We start from the raw sequence: 18,540 nt of genomic DNA, 5'->3' as shown, positions 1-18,540 counted from the left end.
GATAACACCGGTATGCCTGAGACCAACAGTATCGAACCCGGCTTTCACGCCATCCACGCCAACCACCTGGAAGACCTGCGCCGTGCCGTGGTCTATATCTGCCGGCAGAACCCCATGCCGCCGCTGCAGAGCGAGACCTTTCTGGTGCAGAGTAACGGCATTGCCCAGTGGCTGAAGCTGGCGCTGGCGGAGAAGCGTACCGAGGATGGCGTGGAAGGCGGCCTGGGCATTGCCGCGGGCATGGATTTCCTGTTTCCCGCGCGCTTTATCTGGCAGGCCTACCGGGCGGTGTTGCCGGACGGCGAAGTGCCGGAGCAGTCTCCCTTCGACAAGCGCCGGCTGGTGTGGCGGCTGTACCGGTTGTTGCCGGAGCTGGTGGGGCAGGATGAAGCGTTCACGCCATTGGCACGGTTTCTGGACGGCAGCGATACCGACCTGCGCAACTTCCAGCTGGCCGAAAAAGTAGCCGACCTGTTCGACCAGTACCAGGTGTTCCGCGCCGACTGGCTGGCGGCCTGGGAGCAGGGCAAGGACGTGGTGATCACCGCCCGGGGTGAGGAAAAGGCCCTGGATGCGGAAACCCTCTGGCAGCCGTTACTCTGGCGCAAGCTGGTAGAAGACGTGGGCAGCGAGGCCCACACCAGCCGCTCGCAAATTCACACCCGCTTTATGGAGCAGGGCCAGCGCATCAGCGAGCCGGCCAATCCGGGGCGCCTGCCCAAACGCATTGTGGTGTTCGGGGTGTCGTCATTGCCCCGGCAGGCGCTGGAAGCTTTATACGTATTGAGCCGCTTTAGCCAGGTGGTGCTGTGCGTGCACAACCCCTGCCAGTTTTACTGGGCCGACATCATCAGCGACCGGGAGCTGCTGAAAGCCGAACGCAAGCGGGGCGCCGCACACCCGGTGTTGTCACAGATTGATGACCCGGACCAGCTGCACCAGCACGCCAACCCGCTGCTGGCGGCCTGGGGCAAACAGGGCCGGGACTACATCCGCCTGCTGGATGAGTTCGACAACCCGGACGACTACCGCGCCAGTTTTCAGACCCCAGGGCAGAAGATCGACATCTTCACCGACCATGGCGATGTGGATAACCCCTGCCTGCTGCACCAGTTGCAGAACGATATCCACAACCTGACCCCATTGCAGGAAATCCGCCAGCAGCAGCGCACGGTGGATCTGGCCCGGGACCATTCCGTGGTATTCCACGACGCCCACGGCCCCCAGCGGGAAGTGGAAATCCTGCACGACCAGCTGCTGGCCGCGTTCAATGCCGACCCCACGCTCCGGCCCCGGGATGTGATCGTGATGGTGCCGGACATCAACGTGTACGCGCCCCACATCCAGGCGGTGTTCGGCCGCTATTCGCCGGGCCGCAAACGCCACATTCCGTTCACCATTTCCGACCAGGGCCAGCGCCACCACGAACCGGTGCTGATTGCCCTGGAAACCCTGATGTCGCTGCCCCGCAGCCGCTTTGGCGTGAGCGAAATTATCAGCCTGCTGGAAGTGCCCGGCATTCGCGACCGCTTTGATATCAGTGAAGATGAGATTCCCCTGGCCCGGCGCTGGGTGGAAGGCGCCAACATCCGCTGGGGCCTGCACGGCAAGCACCGGGAAAGCCTGGACCTGCCGGCGGAGCTGGATCGCAACACCTGGCAGTCCGGCCTTCGTTCCATGCTGCTTGGCTACGGCATGGGCGATGACGAACCCTGGGGCGGGGTAGAGCCCTATGGTGAAATCGGCGGCCTGCAAGCCAGCCTGGCCGGTCGCCTGGGCGAGTTCGTGCACCAGCTGGAAACCCTGTGGCAGGCACTGCAGGCCACCCGCACGCCCGGCGAATGGGAAGCCCTGTTCTCCGAAATGCTCGAGCAGTTTTTCCACAAGGTGGAAGGCCAGGACCTGCTGTTGCTGAACCGCTTCCGCCGCCAGCTCGAGCAATGGCTGGAAGATGCCCTTGCCGCCGGCCTTGATCACCGCCCGCTGCCCCTGAACATCGTCAAAGATGTGCTGCTGCAGGGCCTGGACGAAGGCGGCCTGAACCAGCGATTCCTCGCCGGCAAGGTGAACTTCGCCACCCTGATGCCGATGCGCGCCATTCCATTCCGCAAGGTGTGCCTGCTGGGCATGAACGACGGCGACTACCCCCGCTCCCGGCCACCGGTGGATTTCGACCTGATGGCCCAGGACTACCGCCCCGGGGACCGCTCCCGCCGTGAAGACGACCGCTATTTGTTCCTGGAAGCCCTGCTGTCGGCCCGGGAACAGCTGTACATAAGCTGGGTGGGCCGCAGCATCAAAGACGACTCCGAGCGGCCACCCTCGGTGCTTATCGGCCAGCTGCAGGACCACCTGGACAGCCTGTGGACCGTGGCCGGGCAACCGGAACTGGCGGTTACCCGGGCCCTGACCACCCGGCACCCGCTGCAACCGTTCAGCCGGGATTACTTCCCGAAAACCAACGGCGTGGGCGCAGGCGAAGAGGCCCAACCCAAACCGCTGGCCGAGGTGCTGCAGGCCCGGAGCCTGTTTACCTATGAACGGGAATGGCGCAGCGCCCATGCTGTGGATAACCCGGAGCGGAGCCGGGAAGCGCTGCCGTACCAAGCACCGGAAGAACCCATCAGCCTGAGCGAGCTGGCGAACTTCCTGAAAAAGCCCATCGACACCTTTTACCAGCGCCGGCTACAGGTGCGCTTTGAGGACGTGGAAGACGACGACACCGACAACGAAAACTTCGACCTGAATGGCCTGGACCGCTGGCGCCTGGATAACGAGCTGATTCAGCAGGGTGTCGTCAAAGCCGCCAGCGAAGAAGAATTGCACGAACGGCTGGAAACCACCCTGGACCGCATGGCCCGGCGGGGCGACCTGGGAATGGGGGTAACCGAACATCGGCTGCGCACGGAGCTGGCCGGCCGGCTGCCAGACCTGTTCGAGCGCTATCGCAGCACCCTGGCCGAGTGGCCGGAAGCGGTGGCCGAACCCTTGCCGTTCGAGTTTCGGTATTCGGATAGCACCGGCGCGGTTGAGGTAGTGGATTTAATCGACAACCTGCGTTGCAACCCCGCAGGGCAACTGTGCCGGCTGGTGATCGCCAGCTCCGGCCTGCTCACCGGCTCCGGTTACTCAAAGAAAGTGCGCTACGCCAACCTGCTGCGGGACTGGCTGATCCACCTGGCCGGGCAACTCAGCGGCCAGCCCTTTGAAACGCTGATTCTGGCTAAAGAGGAAGGCCGCAAGTTCCACTTCCCGATGCTGGCGCCCGAGCAGGCACGGCAATACTTTGAGGCCATTCTGAGCCGCTGGATGGACGCCACCACCCGGGCCCTGCCCATTCACTGCGAAGCCGGCTTTGCCTGGATCACCAGTTTCTATGGCGGCAAGAAATACGTGGGCGACCACGAACGGGCCATCAGTGAGGCAGAACAGGCCTACACCACCGCCCTGGACAGGCACACCGGCTACCTGCGCGGGGCCTTTGAAAGCGCCGAAGCATTGATGGCCAGCGGCGAGTTTGAAGCCCTGCTGCACCAGCTCTACGTGCCCCTGTGGGAAGCGGAGCAGGGCAAATCCGCGGCGGAGCAGATCGGGAGCATGGAATGACTGACCAAATGACCAACCGAAACCCGAACCTGGACCCACTGGCCCTGCCTCTGAACGGCAGCGCCCTGATCGAAGCCAGCGCCGGCACCGGCAAAACCTTCACCATCGCCATCCTGTATGTGCGCCTGGTGCTGGGCCATGGCCAGAACGAAGACAGCCCGCTGCAGAACCTGCTGCCACCAAACCTGCTGGTGGTGACCTTTACCGACGCCGCCACCAAGGAGCTGCGGGATCGCATCCGTACCCGGCTGACCCAAGCTGCCGAGGTGTTTTCCGAGGCCGCCGACAGCCTGGAATCCACCCCGGAAACCGCACTTATCCACAAGCTGCGGGATGACAGCTATCCGGACCCGGCCAGCTGGCCCGACTGCCGCAAGAAACTGTTACTGGCCGCCGAGTGGATGGACGAAGCCGCGGTGTCCACCATCCACGGCTGGTGTAACCGCATGCTCAGCGAACACGCCTTCGACAGCGGCAGCCTGTTCAAACTCACCCTGGCCACCGACCAGAGCGAACTGCTGGAAGACGTGGCCCGGGATTACTGGCGTACCTTTGTTTACCCGCTGCCGCCGGCCCTGATGGACGAAGCCCTCAGCCACTGGAAAACCCCCACCGACCTGCGCAAGGCGGTGCGCAACCTGATCGACGATCCGGACGCCCTGGGCACACCGCCAGAGAACGTGCACCAGGCCATCAACCAGGTGGTCAGCGAACGGCAGGCACGGGCCAATGAACTGAAAGCCCACCCCTGGGCCCAGTGGCAGCAGGAAGTCACCGACCTGTTGAACCACCTGCACAAAGCCAAGCGCCTGCACGGCGGCAGCAAGAACGCCATGATCAAGGTCTGGGACAACCTGCTGGCCTGGGCCGAATCCGACGAACTGCTGCCGGAGAAACTGGACAGCGCCGCCGGTTACAAGAACCAGACCCCCGAAGGCCTGGATAACATCCTGAAAGGGGAGGAGCCCGGCCCCCATCACCCGGCCTTCGACGCCATCGAAGCCTTGATGGAGTTCGGCCAGAACCAGCCCAGTGCCAAGTCTGACATCCTGCGCCACGCCAGCCACTGGATTGCCAGCCGGCTGGAAGCGGAGAAACAGCAACGGTCGGAAATGGGCTTTGATGACCTGCTCACCCGCCTGGACGACGCCCTCCACGGCCCCCGGGGCGACCAGCTGGCGGCCACCATCCGCCGGCAGTTCCCGGTGGCGCTGATTGACGAATTCCAGGACACCGACCCGGTGCAGTACCGCATTTTCAACCGGGTGTATAACGTAGAAGCCAACAGCCCGGACACCTGCCTGCTGATGATCGGTGACCCGAAACAGGCCATTTACGGCTTCCGGGGCGCGGACATCTACACCTACCTGCAGGCACGGCAGGGAGTGCAGGCCCGCACCTACACCCTGGGCAAGAACTTCCGCTCCGCCGAATCCATGGTAAGCGCCGTCAACCGGGTGTTTGAATACAGCGACCAGCACAGCACCAAAGGCGCCTTCCTGTTCGGTAAAGGCGACAGCACTCCGATGCCGTTCCAGGGCGTGGATGCCAACGGCACCAAACGCCAGTGGGCCGTGAACGGAGAAATCCAGCCCAGCCTGGTGTTCTGGACCCACGAATCCGGTAAAACCGACAATCAAGGCAACCCGAAGGGGCTCGCCAAGGGCACCGCTACTACCGAGGTGGCCGAAACCTGCGCCAGTGAAATTGCCCGATTGCTGACTATGGGCCAGGCGGGGCAGGCAGGCTTCGCCCTGCCGGATAACCCGGCGGACCTGGAGCCGGTGGCCCCCAAAGACATCGCCGTGCTGGTGAACAACCGAAACGAGGCGGCCGCGGTGCGGGATGCCCTAGGGCGCCGGCGCATCAAGAGCGTGTACCTGTCGGACCGGGATTCGGTACTGACCTCCCAGGAAGCCAAGGAAGTGTTGTGCTGGCTGCGCGCCTTCGCCGAGCCCCGGCAACTGGCGTTTATCCGCGCCGCACTGGCCACACCAACCCTGGGCCAGAGCTGGCAGACGCTGGACTTGCTTCTGACCGACGAGCTGGTGCTGGAACGGGAAATCGAGCGCTTTCAGGGCTACCAGCAACAATGGCAAAGCCAGGGCGTACTGCCCATGCTGCGCAGCTTTCTGATGGACTTCGAAGTGCCCGGTCTTTTGCTGCAACGCCCAGACGGTGAGCGAAGGCTTACTGATATTCTGCACATTGCGGAACTTCTGCAGCAGGACAGCCTGCAACTGGACGGCGAACATGCGCTGGTGCACCACTTCACCCAGATCCTGCGGGCAGCGGATGAAGAGGACGAACACCGCACCCTGCGCCTGGAAAGCGACGCCGGGCTGGTGAAGGTAATTACCGTACACAAATCCAAGGGCCTGGAATACCCGCTGGTGTTCCTCCCCTTTGGCACCGCCTTCCGGGCGGAGAACCAAAAGCAGGCGTATGTTCGCTACCACGACGACTCCGGCAAGCTGGTAACGGTGTTCGACCCATCGCCGGAAGACATCGAACAAGCCGACCAGGAACGCCTGGGCGAGGACATCCGCAAACTCTACGTGGCCCTGACCCGGGCCCGGTTTGCCACCTGGGTGGGCGCGGCGGCTGTGGATAACTGGCATCAGAGTGGTTTGGGCTACGTGCTGGCCGGATCACCGGAGCAGGGCATCAGCCAGGCGCTGACAACCCTGGCCCAGGGTCGGCCGGAAATCGGCGTGATGCCGCTGCCGGAACCCCAGGACACCGTATTCACCGAAACTGCCCCGGAAGCCCTGGGGCCGGCACTGGAGTCCAGCCGGGAAGCGAAGGAAGACTGGTGGATTGCCAGTTACTCCAGCATCGAATACACCGGCATGGCCGGCACCGGTATTACCTTCACCGGCGAGGTGGAAGACGCCCAGACCCAGAACCTGCTGGAAGAAAGCGCCCAGGAACCAGCCGAAGAAGCCCCGGCCATGCCCAGCGTACGGAACCATCACCACTTCCCCAAAGGCGCCGGCCCCGGCACCTTCCTGCACGAATTACTGGAATGGTGCACAGCCCAGGGCTTCCAGCGGGTTGTGGATAACTCCGAGCCGCTAAACGAACAGCTCACCCGCCGTTGTGGCACCCGGGGTTGGGGCGACTGGGTGGAACCCCTGCAGCAGTGGCTGCTGGCGTTGATCCGGAAACCGCTGAAACTGGACCGGGACGGGCAGCAAAGCGCCAGCCTGGCAGAGCTGGGCAACCTGCGCCCGGAGCTGGAGTTCTGGTTTGAAAGCCGCAACGTCAGCATCCGACAACTGGATGCGCTGGTCACCCGTCACACCCTGAACGGCGCGGACCGGCCCCGGGCCGAAACCTACCGCTTCAACGGCATGCTCAAGGGCTTTATCGACCTGGTGTTTGAACACAAGGGGCAGTATTACGTGCTGGACTACAAATCCAATGCTTTGGGCGAGGACGACGCCGCCTACACCGACCAGGCCATGGGCCAGGCGATCCTGGACAAGCGCTACGACCTGCAATACGTGCTCTACCTGCTGGCCCTGCACCGGCTGCTGAAAGCCCGGCTGCCGGGTTACGACTACGACCAGCACATCGGCGGCGCGGTGTACCTGTTCCTGCGCGGGGTGAATTCCGCCAGTGGCGGCGCGTTTACCGACAAGCCCCCGAGAGTGCTGATTGAACAACTGGATGCCCTGTTCGATGGCGAGCCAGTCTCCGGGGAGGTAGCCGCATGAGCCGTACCCGCCACACCGAAAACCAGTTTGCCCTGGACCTGGGAGACGACTCGCCGGTGAACACAACAGCAACGGAACCGCGCAAGCCTGTGGATAACTCACAGCTACTGGCCAGCCTGAACGAAACCGAAACCCTGTTAGGGCAATGGCAGCAGGCCGGCTGGATTCGCCCGCTGGATACCGGCTTTGCCCGACTGATCCGGGAACTCAGCGAAGAGCAGGGTGAAAGCCCGCAGCCATTGGTGCTGCTGTTGGCGGCGCTGACTTCCCACCAGGTGGGCCGTGGCCACGTGTGTATCGACCTGGCCACGCTGCTGGCCGATGCCGGCCATACCCTGGCGCTGCCGCCGGAAGAACCGGCCAACACCGGACTGTCCGAAGCCGAGGTGGCCAACCTGCAAGGGATTGATCCACAGGAGCTGCTGGCCCGGGTGCAACTGGCCGATTGCCTCGCGGCCCTGCAAGGCTCGCAAGCGGTCAGTGACGGCTCCATGCCGGCACCGCTGGTGCTCAACGGCAGCCGGCTGTATCTGCGCCGGTTCTGGCGCTATGAACAGCGTATTGCCGAGGGTATCCAGCAACGGCTGGCCTTGCCATCGCCGCTGGCTGACCCGCAATCAGTGGCCGCGCAAACCTTATCCACAGCCCTGGGCGCGCTGTTCCGTTCCACCGAACCAGTGGATTACCAGACACTGGCCTGTGCCCTGGCCGCCCGCAACCGCTTTGCGGTGATCACCGGCGGCCCGGGTACCGGCAAGACCACCACTGTCGTTAACCTGCTGGCTGCCCTGCAGGCCGTAGCCGGGGAAAGCCCGGAACGGGCAGGGCGCAAGTACCGTATCCGCCTGGCCGCGCCCACCGGCAAGGCCGCCGCCCGCCTGAACGAATCCATTGGCGGCGCCGTCAGCAAGCTGCCGCTGGCAGACCTGCCCGGCTCCGTGGAACTGGACGACATTCCCACCAAGGTCACCACATTGCACCGGTTACTGGGCAGCCGGCCGGATACCCGCCAGTTCCGCCACAACCAGGACAACCCGCTGCTGGTGGATATCCTGGTAATCGACGAAGCCTCCATGGTGGATGTCGATCTGATGGCCTCGGTGTTCGACGCACTGCCCGCCAACGCCCAGCTAATCTTGCTGGGTGACAAAGACCAGCTGGCCTCGGTGGATGCCGGTGCGGTGCTCGGCGAGCTGTGCCAGCGCGCCTTCGACGCCCACTACACCCCGGACACCGCCAGCTGGCTGGCCGCCATCACCGGCGCCCGGGTACCCGACGGCTTTGTGGATAACTCCGGCCAGCCCTTGGATCAGGCCGTGGCCATGCTGCGCAAGAGCTACCGTTTCGGGCAGGACAGCGGTATCCGGCAGTTAGCGGAAGCCGTTAATACAAGCGCTCTGACAGGCACCGTACTCAAGCAGATTCGCGACGCCGAGTTTGAGGATGTGATCTGGCTGAACGGCCACACAGCGAGACCCGACCCGGAGCAAACGCTGGAGCTGATCTGCCGCCACGCCATCACCGGCACCCCTGAGAGCTTCCGCAACGCCGGGCAGGGGCGGGTGGTGAATGGGAAAGCGCTGCCAGCGCCGGTGGGCTATCGCCATTATCTGGAAGTTATCCACAGCTCCGGTTTAACCGCGGACAGTCCGCGGGAAGCCTGGGATGCCCACGCGGCAGAAGTGCTGGAAGCCTTTAACGACTTCCAGGTTCTATGTGCGTTACGGAAAGGGCCCTGGGGTGTGGAAGGTTTGAACGAGCGCATCGCCCAACAGTTGCTGGCAGAAAAGCTGATCGACAAAACCGAAGGCTGGTACGCCGGCCGTCCAGTGCTGGTCACCGGCAACGACTACAACCTGGGCCTGATGAACGGGGATATCGGTATCACCTTCAGCGTGCCCTGGGATAAGACCGAAACCGGCGAGCCCAAACAGACCCTTCGGGTAGCCTTCCCCAGCGGTGACAGCACCGGCGGCATCCGCTGGATTTCCCCAAGCCGATTGCAGCAACTCGAGACCGTATACGCGATGACTGTACATAAGTCCCAGGGCTCGGAGTTCAACCACACCTGTCTGGTGCTACCGGATCGCCTCAGCCCGGTGCTTACTAAAGAGCTGGTTTATACCGGCATCACCCGGGCCAAGAACTGGTTCAGCCTGATTACCGGCGATGCGCAGGTGTTCAAGGACAGCGTAGGACAGCAGGTGGTGCGGGCTTCGGGTCTGGCGCTTCGGCTTGTGGATAACTAGGCCCTGGTATTCGGTCTTTGAGGGCTCCGGGTCGCCAGTAAGCGGAGGGCCTTGCCAAAACACGCTCCTTCGGCACATCCCTGTGACGCTTGAGCTCCGCCATCCATGGCTCCGCACAGTTTTGGCAAGGCCCTCCGCTCACTGGCTCAGCTAGGAGTTGTCCTCACTCCGGTGCTGCTGCTCCCACAGATGGGCGTAGTGACCACCGGCAGCTAACAGTTCATTGTGACTACCACTTTCCACAATCCTGCCACCGTCCATCACCAGAATGGTATTGGCGTCACGAATGGTAGACAGCCGGTGAGCAATTACCAGAGTGGTACGCTGACGACTAACCTCCTTCAAAGCACCGAGGATTGCCTGTTCGGAAAGGGAATCCAACGAAGAGGTCGCCTCGTCCAAAATCAATAACGGCGGGTTCTTCAAAATCACCCGGGCAATGGCCACCCGCTGCTTTTCGCCACCGGATAACTTCAGGCCACGCTCTCCCACTTTAGTTTCGTAACCTTCTGGCAGGCTGTGGATAAAGTCTTCCAGGTGGGCCATGCGTGCGGCCCGGTAGACTTCTTCCTCGGTCGCTTCGGGGCGGCCGTAGGCGAGGTTGCGGTACAGGGTATCATTGAACAGGACGGTGTCTTGCGGTACAGGGTATCATTGAACAGGACGGTGTCTTGCGGTACCACACCGATGGCCGAGCGCAGGCTGTCCTGGGTCACGTCGCGGATATCCTGGCCATCAATCCGGATGGCACCTTTATTCACCTCATAGAACCGGAATAACAGCCGGGCGAGGGTAGACTTGCCGGCGCCGCTGGCGCCGACCACCGCTACCGTGTGGCCAGCCGGAATGGTGAAGTTCACATCCTGCAGGATGGGGCGGTCCGGCCGGTAGGCGAAGTGGATGTTTTCGAAGCGTACTTCACCGTTATCCACAGCCAGGGGTTTGGCATTCGGCGCATCCTGGATGGCGGGTTTATCCCCAAGCAGTTTGAACAGGCGCTCCACGTTTACCAGGGCCTGGCGGATTTCCCGGTAGACGAAACCCAGGGCGTTCAGGGGGATGAACAGCTGGATCAGGTAGGCGTTTATCATGGTGAAGTCGCCCAGGGTGATCTCGCCACTGGCCACTTCGCCCACCGCCATGGCCATGATGACAATCAAGGCCACGCCGATGATCAGCGCCTGGCCGGCGTTCAGGGTGGCCAGGGACAGGCGGTTTTTCAGCCGGGCCTTTTCCCAGTCGTCCAGGTCCTGGTCGTACAGTTCGGCTTCGTAGCGTTCGTTGTTGAAGTATTTGACGGTTTCGTAGTTCAGCAGGCTGTCGATGGCCCGGGAGTTGGACTGGTTGTCGCGGGCGTTGGCTTCCCGCACGAACTTCGTTCGCCACTCGGTGATCTTGATGGAGAACACCACATACACCACCACCGCCACCAGAATGGCCAGCACGTAACCCACGTTGAACACCACCAGTAAAATACCGGCCACCAGCAGGATTTCCAGGATGGTGGGCACGATGTTGAACAGGGTGAAGCGCAGCAGGAAGCTGATGCCGTTGGTGCCCCGTTCGATATCCCGGGCCAGGCCACCGGTTTTGCGGTCCAGGTGAAAGCCCAGCTCGCGCTGGTGCAGGTGTTCAAAGATCCGCAAGGACACCCGCCGCATGGCCCGCTCGGCTACCCGGGCAAAGACGGCATCCCGCAGCTCATTGAACAGGGTGGCGCCAAAGCGCAGGGAGCCGTAGGTCACCACCAGTACCACCGGAATCCACAGCAGCATGTCCGCGCCGCGGTTCTGGTCCAGGTAATCCACGATGTATTTCAGGGCGACCGGTGTGGCTACCGTGGCCAGCTGGGCCATCACCAGCAAAGACAACGCCAGTGCTACCCGGCCCCGGAACTCGGTCAGGTAGGGCCAGAGCCCGGCAATCACTTTCCAGTCGGGTTTGTGGTCGGCGGGGTAGTCGTTATCAGCGTAGGCGCGCACGGGATTTCCTGTTCGGTTGGTAAGGAGCAGATTGTGCCAGATTCATCGTATACTGTGGGCATTCACAGGGTGCCTGAACAGCACCAAATTTTCAGACTCAGGTATTTACATGACTTCGGATAATTCCCAGCCCAAGACCACGCCGGATCACCAGCCGCGCCCCTGGATCGATTTGCTGGTCAGTATCGTGATTCCCTCCGTTATTCTGATGAAGTTCAGTGGCGATGAGCACCTGGGCAGTGTTAATGCGTTGATCCTCGGCCTGGCCTTCCCGTTAGGCTGGGGCTTGTTCGAACTCATCCGGTACCAAAAGAAGAACTTCATTGCCCTGCTGGGCCTGATCAGTGTGGGCCTGACCGGTGGTATCGGCCTGCTGGAGCTGGACGCCGGCTGGCTGGCTATCAAGGAAGCGGCGGTACCCGCGGTGATCGGGCTGGCAGTGCTTATCTCCACCCGCACCAAATACCCGCTGGTGCGCACCCTGCTGTATAACCCCAATGTTCTGGATGTGGATAAAATCCATGCTTCATTGGAGGAGCGGGGCAGTGTGGATGAATTCGAAGAGCGGCTGATGAAGGCCAGTTACTTCTTTGCCGGAACCTTTCTGTTCTCGTCTATCATGAACTACGTGCTGGCGAAGTGGATTGTGGTGAGCCCGTCTGGCACCCAGGCGTTCAATGAGGAGCTGGGGCGGATGACCCTGGTCAGCTACCCGATGATCGCCATTCCCTCCATGGTGATGATGATGCTGATTTTCTGGTATCTGTGGCGCACCATTCGCAGGCTTACCGGCCATACCCTGGAAGAGGTGATGGCACCGCACCTCGTGGAGAAAGAGAAAGAGAAGGAACGGAAGCGGGCACAGTCTTCCAAATAGTACGGACTGGAATATCCATTCGGTACTGATAACAAAAAACGGTGGCTTCCTGCGGATGCCACCGTTTTTTTTGCCCTGGATAGCGCCCGGGAATCAGACGTCCAGGTTGGTCACTTCCAGTGCATTGGTCTGGATAAACTCACGGCGCGGTTCCACATCGTCGCCCATCAGGGTGGTGAAGATCTGGTCCGCCGCAAAGGCGTCTTCAATGGTGACCTTCATCATCCGGCGGGTTTCGGGATCCATGGTGGTTTCCCACAGCTGTTCCGGGTTCATTTCACCCAGACCCTTATAGCGCTGGATGTTCAGGCCACGTGAGGCTTCCTTCATCAGCCACGCCAGGGCGCCTTCAAACGACAGTACCGCCTGCTTGCGCTCACCACGCTGGATGTAGGCACCCTCCTCGATCAGGCCTTCCAGGGTTTCGCCAAGGCGGGCAATGGCCTTGTAGGAGGCAGATTCGAAGAAATCGTGGCTGAACACGTGCTCGTAGGGAATACCGTGCACGTAGATCGTCACCTTCGGCAGGTACAGGCCACGCTCTTCGTCCCGGGTAACGGAGAAGGTGTACTTGGTGCCAGTCTTGGTATCCAGCTCCAGGCCTTCACCCAGGCGTGCCACCCAGCGTGCGACCGGTTCTTCGTCCTTCAGCTGCTCCGGTGTCAGGGTGCTGTTGTAGATCATCTGCTGCAGCACCATGGCCGGGTAGGCACGGGACAGGCGATCAATCATTGCCATAACGGCCTGGTAGTCCTTCACCATGGTCTCCAGGGCGGAATCCTTGATGGCAGGTGCCTCAGGGTTCACGTACAACTGGGCGCCTTCCAGGGCGGTCTGGGTCAGGTAGGCTTCCTTCGCCTTTTCATCCTTCAGGTACTGTTCCTGCTTGCCGCGCTTGACCTTGTACAGGGGCGGCATGGCAATGAACACATGGCCACGCTCGATGATTTCACGCATCTGCCGGAACAGGAAGGTCAGCAGCAGGGTACGAATGTGGGAGCCGTCTACGTCGGCGTCCGTCATGATAATGATGGAGTGGTAACGCAGTTTGTCCGGGTTGAATTCTTCCCGCCCGATACCGCAACCGAGGGCGGTAATCAGCGTGCCCACTTCGGCAGACGACAGCATCTTGTCGAAACGGGCTTTCTCTACGTTCAGGATCTTACCCTTCAGGGGCAGGATGGCCTGGGTTTTCCGGTCACGACCCTGCTTGGCACTACCACCCGCAGAATCACCCTCCACTATGAACAGTTCAGACAGGGCGGGGTCTTTTTCCTGGCAGTCAGCCAGCTTGCCGGGCAGGCCGGCGATATCCAGCGCACCCTTGCGACGGGTCATATCCCGGGCTTTACGGGCGGCTTCACGGGCACGGGCCGCTTCGATCATCTTGTTGACGATCACCTTGGCTTCGTTCGGTTTTTCCTGCAGGTAATCGGCAAACTTCTGGTACAGCTCCTGCTCAACCGCGGTTTTCACCTCGGATGAAACCAGCTTGTCCTTGGTCTGGGAGGAAAACTTCGGGTCCGGCACTTTCACGCTGACAATGGCTGTCAGGCCTTCCCGGGCATCATCACCGGAGGTGGCTACCTTGGCTTTCTTGCCCAGGCCTTCGTGCTCGATGTAGTTGTTCAGGGAACGGGTCAGAGCCGCGCGGAAGCCGGCCAGGTGCGTACCACCATCCCGCTGGGGGATGTTGTTGGTAAAACAGTAGATGTTCTCCTGGAAGGCATCGTTCCACTGCATCGCGACTTCCACGGCAATTCCGTCTTCACGTTCGTGGGTGAAGTGGAAAACCTGGTTCAGCGGGGTCTTGTTGGTGTTCAGGTGCTCAACAAAGGCCCGCAAACCGCCTTCATACTCGAAAATCTCTTCCTTGCCGCTGCGCTCGTCTGTCAGGCGGATACGCACACCACTGTTCAGGAACGCCAGTTCCCGCAGGCGCTTGGCCAGGATGTCGTAATGGAATTTGATGTGAGTGAAGGTTTCCGGTGAAGGAATAAAGTGAACCTTGGTACCGGAATCCTGGGTGTCGCCCACTTCGGCCAGCGGTGCGTTGGGAACACCGTGGGTATAGGTCTGCTCGTAGACCTTGGCATCACGACGGATGGTCAGGGTCAGGGTAGAGGACAGGGCGTTAACCACTGACACACCCACACCGTGCAAACCACCGGAAACCTTGTAGGAGTTGTCGTCGAACTTACCGCCGGCGTGCAGTACCGTCATGATAACTTCGGCAGCGGATACACCTTCTTCTTCATGGATATCCACAGGGATACCACGGCCGTTATCCTTGACCGTGATGGACTCATCGGGGTGGATGATCACGCCGATTTCAGAGCAGTAACCCGCCAGAGCCTCGTCGATGGAGTTATCCACCAATTCAAAGACCATGTGGTGCAGGCCGGTGCCATCGTCGGTATCGCCGATGTACATACCCGGGCGCTTGCGCACCGCATCCAGTCCCTTGAGGACTTTGATGCTGGAGGAATTGTAGTTCGATTCACTCATTAACGAGACTCCTGAGGTGATTCCCGGTCTATTCTTCCGTCAATTTTCCATGTTCCACGTGGAACATTCTGTATTCAGGGGCATCGACACCGGCCCATAACACGTCGGGTTCCGGGTGTTCGATGGAGGTAATAAACACCTGACAACGCAATTCCTGGAGCTTGCGGGCCAACATAATCCGGTGGCGCACATCCAGCTCCGCATTGATGTCATCCAGCAGGAAGGTAACCTGTTTACCGAGATCGCTCAGAACCTTGCCCTGGGCAATCTTCATCAGGATCACGAGGGCTTTCTGCTGTCCCCGCGAAAAGGTTTCTGCCACCGGACGCCCGCCTAGCTTCAAGCGAATGTCCGCACGGTTGGGGCCGTACAAGGTGTGCCCCATCCGGCGTTCCTGTTCCCGGTGACCGGCCAGCACCTCAACCAGTGACTGGCTGCGATCCCAGCCCGGATAGAACTCCAGCTTGAGGCCTTCTGTCCATCCGGCATCCAGTTCTTTGAGCACTTCATTGAAGGCTGTTTTGAACTTCCTGAAAACCTGTTCCCTGATGTCGCTGAGGGTTTCTGCAAGGGCACCAAACTGATTGTCCCATACCCGCATCAATGATTCGTCCAGTCTACCATTTCTGAGCGTTTGATTCCGCTGTGATGTCACTCTCTGGCATTGTTGCCAGGTTAAAGAAAAGGAAGGTTCCACGTGGAACACTAACCAATCCAGAAACTGGCGACGCTTGCCCGGCCCCCCGGCCACAATGTCGAAGACGCCGGGATCAATAACCGACACCGGAAGATGCATAGCCAGTGCCGACAAACTACGAACAGCCTCACCGTCCACGCGAAGAGAGGTTTCCTTGGCTGAAACATCCCGGGCGATGCCCAGGCGATGAACAACAGGTTCCTGGCTATCATCTGAAGTTCCGGCCATGCCTTTATCCAGGCCACCAAAAACCGTGAGTTTGCTCTGACCATGGGAAACGACCGCCTGGTGCCGGGTAACCCGGAACGAGCGACCGAGCCCCAGATAACCAATGGCTTCCAGTACGCTGGATTTACCACTGCCATTGGCACCGTAGATCAGGTTAAAGGAGGGAGAGAAGCTGATGGGATCCGGCGCCAGGTTACGAAAATTCTGGGTCTGAAGTTTCACTAGCGCCATAGGGAGAAAATCTCGATAAACCTGGGCCCCGTTAATGCAGCATGGTCAGGCGTTCATCCATAAACACATCCATTTCCGGCGCCAGGATATGCACATAACGGTCGAAGTACAGGAACTGTTTCAGTAACAGCGCGAACTCACGCGGGAAGTGCAGCCCGTGGCTTTCGCCAACCTTAACCATATCCATCAGGATGTTGTTCACATCATCCTCGGCCTGGTCCACCTGATAGGGCACATCGTCCGGCACCATGCGATCCATCTGACGGTACAGTTTCTGCAAATCCGCAGACAAATCTTCCACCCGCACAGAGCGACGGGTCACGCCGATACGAATCATGGCATCGGCCATGCCATCGAAGTTGCCCACCATGATGGCGGAAATAAAATCGCTTACCGCCTGCCAGGTGTCCGGCTTGATACGGCCCACAATGCCGAAATCGATAAACCCGACCCGTCCGTCCTTCAACACCATCAGGTTACCGGCGTGCACATCCGCGTGGAAAAATTCGCACTTGGTCAGGCTGGCAAACCAGGTATTCATGGCCGTAATCAGGGTGCGTTCCGGATCGCTGGAAAATCCGCGAATACTTTCCAGGTCGGTCAGCGGTACGCCATGGAAGCGTTCCATGGTGAGGATCCTACGGCTGCTGCAATGCTCGTACACCAGGGGAACCGTGGCGTCTTCGTTGTGGGTATCGTTCAGGAACTGTCGGAAAACCTTGAGGTTATTGGCTTCCTTGATGAAATCACATTCTTCCATCATGGTTTGCTGGATTTCATCGACAATGCCCGACAGGGAAGTCCAGGACAGTTTCGGAGCCAGGGTTTCCAGGATACGGGCAGACAGATACAGAAAATTCAGGTCCGTCAGCAGGATGTTTTCCACACCCGGCTTCTGAACCTTGATCACCACATCTTCACCGGTCACCAGCTTTGCCGCATGTACCTGGGCAATGGATGCGGAGGCGAGGGCCACCGGATCGATCTCGGCAAACACCTGGTCAATCGGCCGGCCCAGTTCATCCCGGATAATCTTGCGGATGACGCTGAAGGGCAGGCTCGGGGTTTTATCCAGGCAATACTGGAACTCCTCCACATACTCCTTCGGGAAAAAGGTAGGCGAGCTGGCGATAAACTGGCCCAGCTTGATGTAGGTAGCACCCAGGTTTTCGAAGGTCTGGCGCAGCAGCTGCGGGGTAGGGGGGCGATCGCCCCGCACCCAGTTCAGCCCGGTACGGCCCAGCACCGACAAGGTCTGGCCAATTCGGAAAGCACCTTTGATTCCATTCGTTACGGCACCCATAAAGTCCTCCGGAAATAATTACAGCCGCATGGGCATGACAACATACAGACAGCTGTTGTCATTTTCGGCTTCAATCAGCGCACTGCTGTTTGGATTAGACAGAGTGATCTTCACCTGGGCATCGTCCAGGACGTTCATCACATCCACCAGGTAGCCTACATTGAAACCGATCTGCAGGGATTCGCCCTGGTAGTCTACCGGCAGTGCATCTTCGGCCTGTTCCTGGTCCGGGTTGTTGGCAAATACCTGCAACTGTCCCGGGGACAGGTTCAGGCGTACGCCGCGAATGTTTTCGTGGGACAAAATACCGGCCCGCTGCAGGGTATTCTTCAGGGTCGCGCGATCGGCCAGGACAATCTTGTCGCCGCCACGGGGAATAACCCGGTTGTAGTCCGGAAACTTGCCTTCAATCAGCTTGGAGGTAAAGGTGTACGCACCCACCGTGGCCCGGAGGTGGTTATCGCCGATCACCAGGGTGACGGGCGACTCGTCGTCATCCAGCAGGCGGGCCAGCTCAAGCACCCCTTTTCTCGGCACAATCACCTGGCGCAGGTCCGGACAACCGGTCTGCAGATCACAGTGAGCCATGGCGAGGCGGTGGCCGTCGGTAGCCACGGCACGGACATGGCCGCTGTCCACTTCCAGTAACAGACCGTTCAGGTAATAACGCACATCCTGCTGGGCCATGGCGAAGGCGGTGGCGTCGAACATACGGCCGAGTTCCTTCTGGGGCAACTCCAGGCGGAAACTTTCCGGCTCGTCTTCCACGTTCGGGAAATGCTCCGCCGGCAATGTAGACAGGGTGAAGTGGGAATTACCCGCGCGCACATGCAGGCGGTCACCTTCCAAAGCCAGGTCAATCGGGGCCTCGTCGCCAAGGGCGCGACAGATATCCGACAGCTTGCGGGCCGGAACCGTGATCCTGCCAGGCTGGTCCACATGTACCGGGGTTACCCGGCCTACCAGCTCCACTTCCATATTGGTACCGGTCAGCGTCAGGGTATTGTCTTCCGCTTCCAACAACACGTTGGACAGCACCGGCATGGTCTGTTTCTTTTCCACAACGCCCGCAATGCTTTGCAGCGGGGTGAGCAGGGATTCACGGCTGATTGTCAGTTTCATGGCACTCGGCTTCAG

Annotated in this window: 8 protein-coding genes and 1 pseudogene; 4 read left to right on the top strand and 5 right to left on the bottom strand. The window is 60.5% G+C overall.

The annotated features are described in order from the left end of the window. The first annotated feature begins 12 nt into the window (after positions 1-12). From recC to recD, 3 genes are read left to right on the top strand one after another with little or no spacing between them, the layout of a single operon-like run. Positions 13-3,606 (top strand): exodeoxyribonuclease V subunit gamma, encoded by a 3,594-nt coding sequence (gene recC, locus H3Z84_RS12540; RefSeq protein WP_199457683.1) that lies wholly within the window; start codon positions 13-15, stop codon positions 3,604-3,606. Beyond that, positions 3,603-7,328 (top strand): exodeoxyribonuclease V subunit beta, encoded by a 3,726-nt coding sequence (gene recB, locus H3Z84_RS12535; RefSeq protein ID WP_199457682.1) that lies wholly within the window; start codon positions 3,603-3,605, stop codon positions 7,326-7,328. The genes recC and recB overlap by 4 nt, the downstream gene beginning before the upstream one ends. Then, positions 7,325-9,577, top strand: a complete 2,253-nt coding sequence (gene recD, locus H3Z84_RS12530) for an exodeoxyribonuclease V subunit alpha (RefSeq protein ID WP_199457681.1) — start codon at positions 7,325-7,327, stop codon at positions 9,575-9,577. The genes recB and recD overlap by 4 nt, the downstream gene beginning before the upstream one ends. A 150-nt stretch (positions 9,578-9,727) precedes the next feature. Here recD and H3Z84_RS12525 read toward each other — a convergent pair. Continuing rightward, positions 9,728-11,559: pseudogene (locus tag H3Z84_RS12525) on the bottom strand (ABCB family ABC transporter ATP-binding protein/permease). Between the two features lie 109 nt (positions 11,560-11,668). On the opposite strand from H3Z84_RS12525, the gene H3Z84_RS12520 reads away from it, so the two are divergent. Then, positions 11,669-12,436: a VC0807 family protein gene (locus tag H3Z84_RS12520; RefSeq protein ID WP_199457680.1), complete on the top strand. Its 768-nt coding sequence runs from the start codon at positions 11,669-11,671 to the stop codon at positions 12,434-12,436. A 93-nt stretch (positions 12,437-12,529) separates the two neighbouring features. On the opposite strand, the gene gyrB is transcribed toward H3Z84_RS12520, so the two are convergent. From gyrB to dnaN, 4 genes are read right to left on the bottom strand one after another with little or no spacing between them, the layout of a single operon-like run. Next, positions 12,530-14,944: a DNA topoisomerase (ATP-hydrolyzing) subunit B gene (gyrB, locus tag H3Z84_RS12515; protein ID WP_094624305.1), complete on the bottom strand. Its 2,415-nt coding sequence runs from the start codon at positions 14,942-14,944 to the stop codon at positions 12,530-12,532. Between the two features lie 28 nt (positions 14,945-14,972). Continuing rightward, positions 14,973-16,100, bottom strand: a complete 1,128-nt coding sequence (gene recF / locus H3Z84_RS12510) for a DNA replication/repair protein RecF (RefSeq protein ID WP_199457679.1) — start codon at positions 16,098-16,100, stop codon at positions 14,973-14,975. 31 nt (positions 16,101-16,131) lie between these two features. Further along, complete coding sequence (locus H3Z84_RS12505) at positions 16,132-17,403, bottom strand: ABC1 kinase family protein (RefSeq protein ID WP_058342179.1); 1,272 nt, start codon at positions 17,401-17,403, stop codon at positions 16,132-16,134. 18 nt (positions 17,404-17,421) lie between these two features. Then, positions 17,422-18,525, bottom strand: a complete 1,104-nt coding sequence (gene dnaN / locus H3Z84_RS12500) for a DNA polymerase III subunit beta (RefSeq protein ID WP_058342178.1) — start codon at positions 18,523-18,525, stop codon at positions 17,422-17,424. Positions 18,526-18,540 lie beyond the last annotated feature (15 nt).

The sequence above is a fragment of the Marinobacter sp. bablab_jr003 genome (genome assembly GCF_016464245.1).
Taxonomy (GTDB): domain Bacteria; phylum Pseudomonadota; class Gammaproteobacteria; order Pseudomonadales; family Oleiphilaceae; genus Marinobacter; species Marinobacter vinifirmus.
The sequence above is the reverse complement of the archived record's forward strand: the minus strand, read 5'-3'. Positions and strand labels throughout refer to the sequence as shown.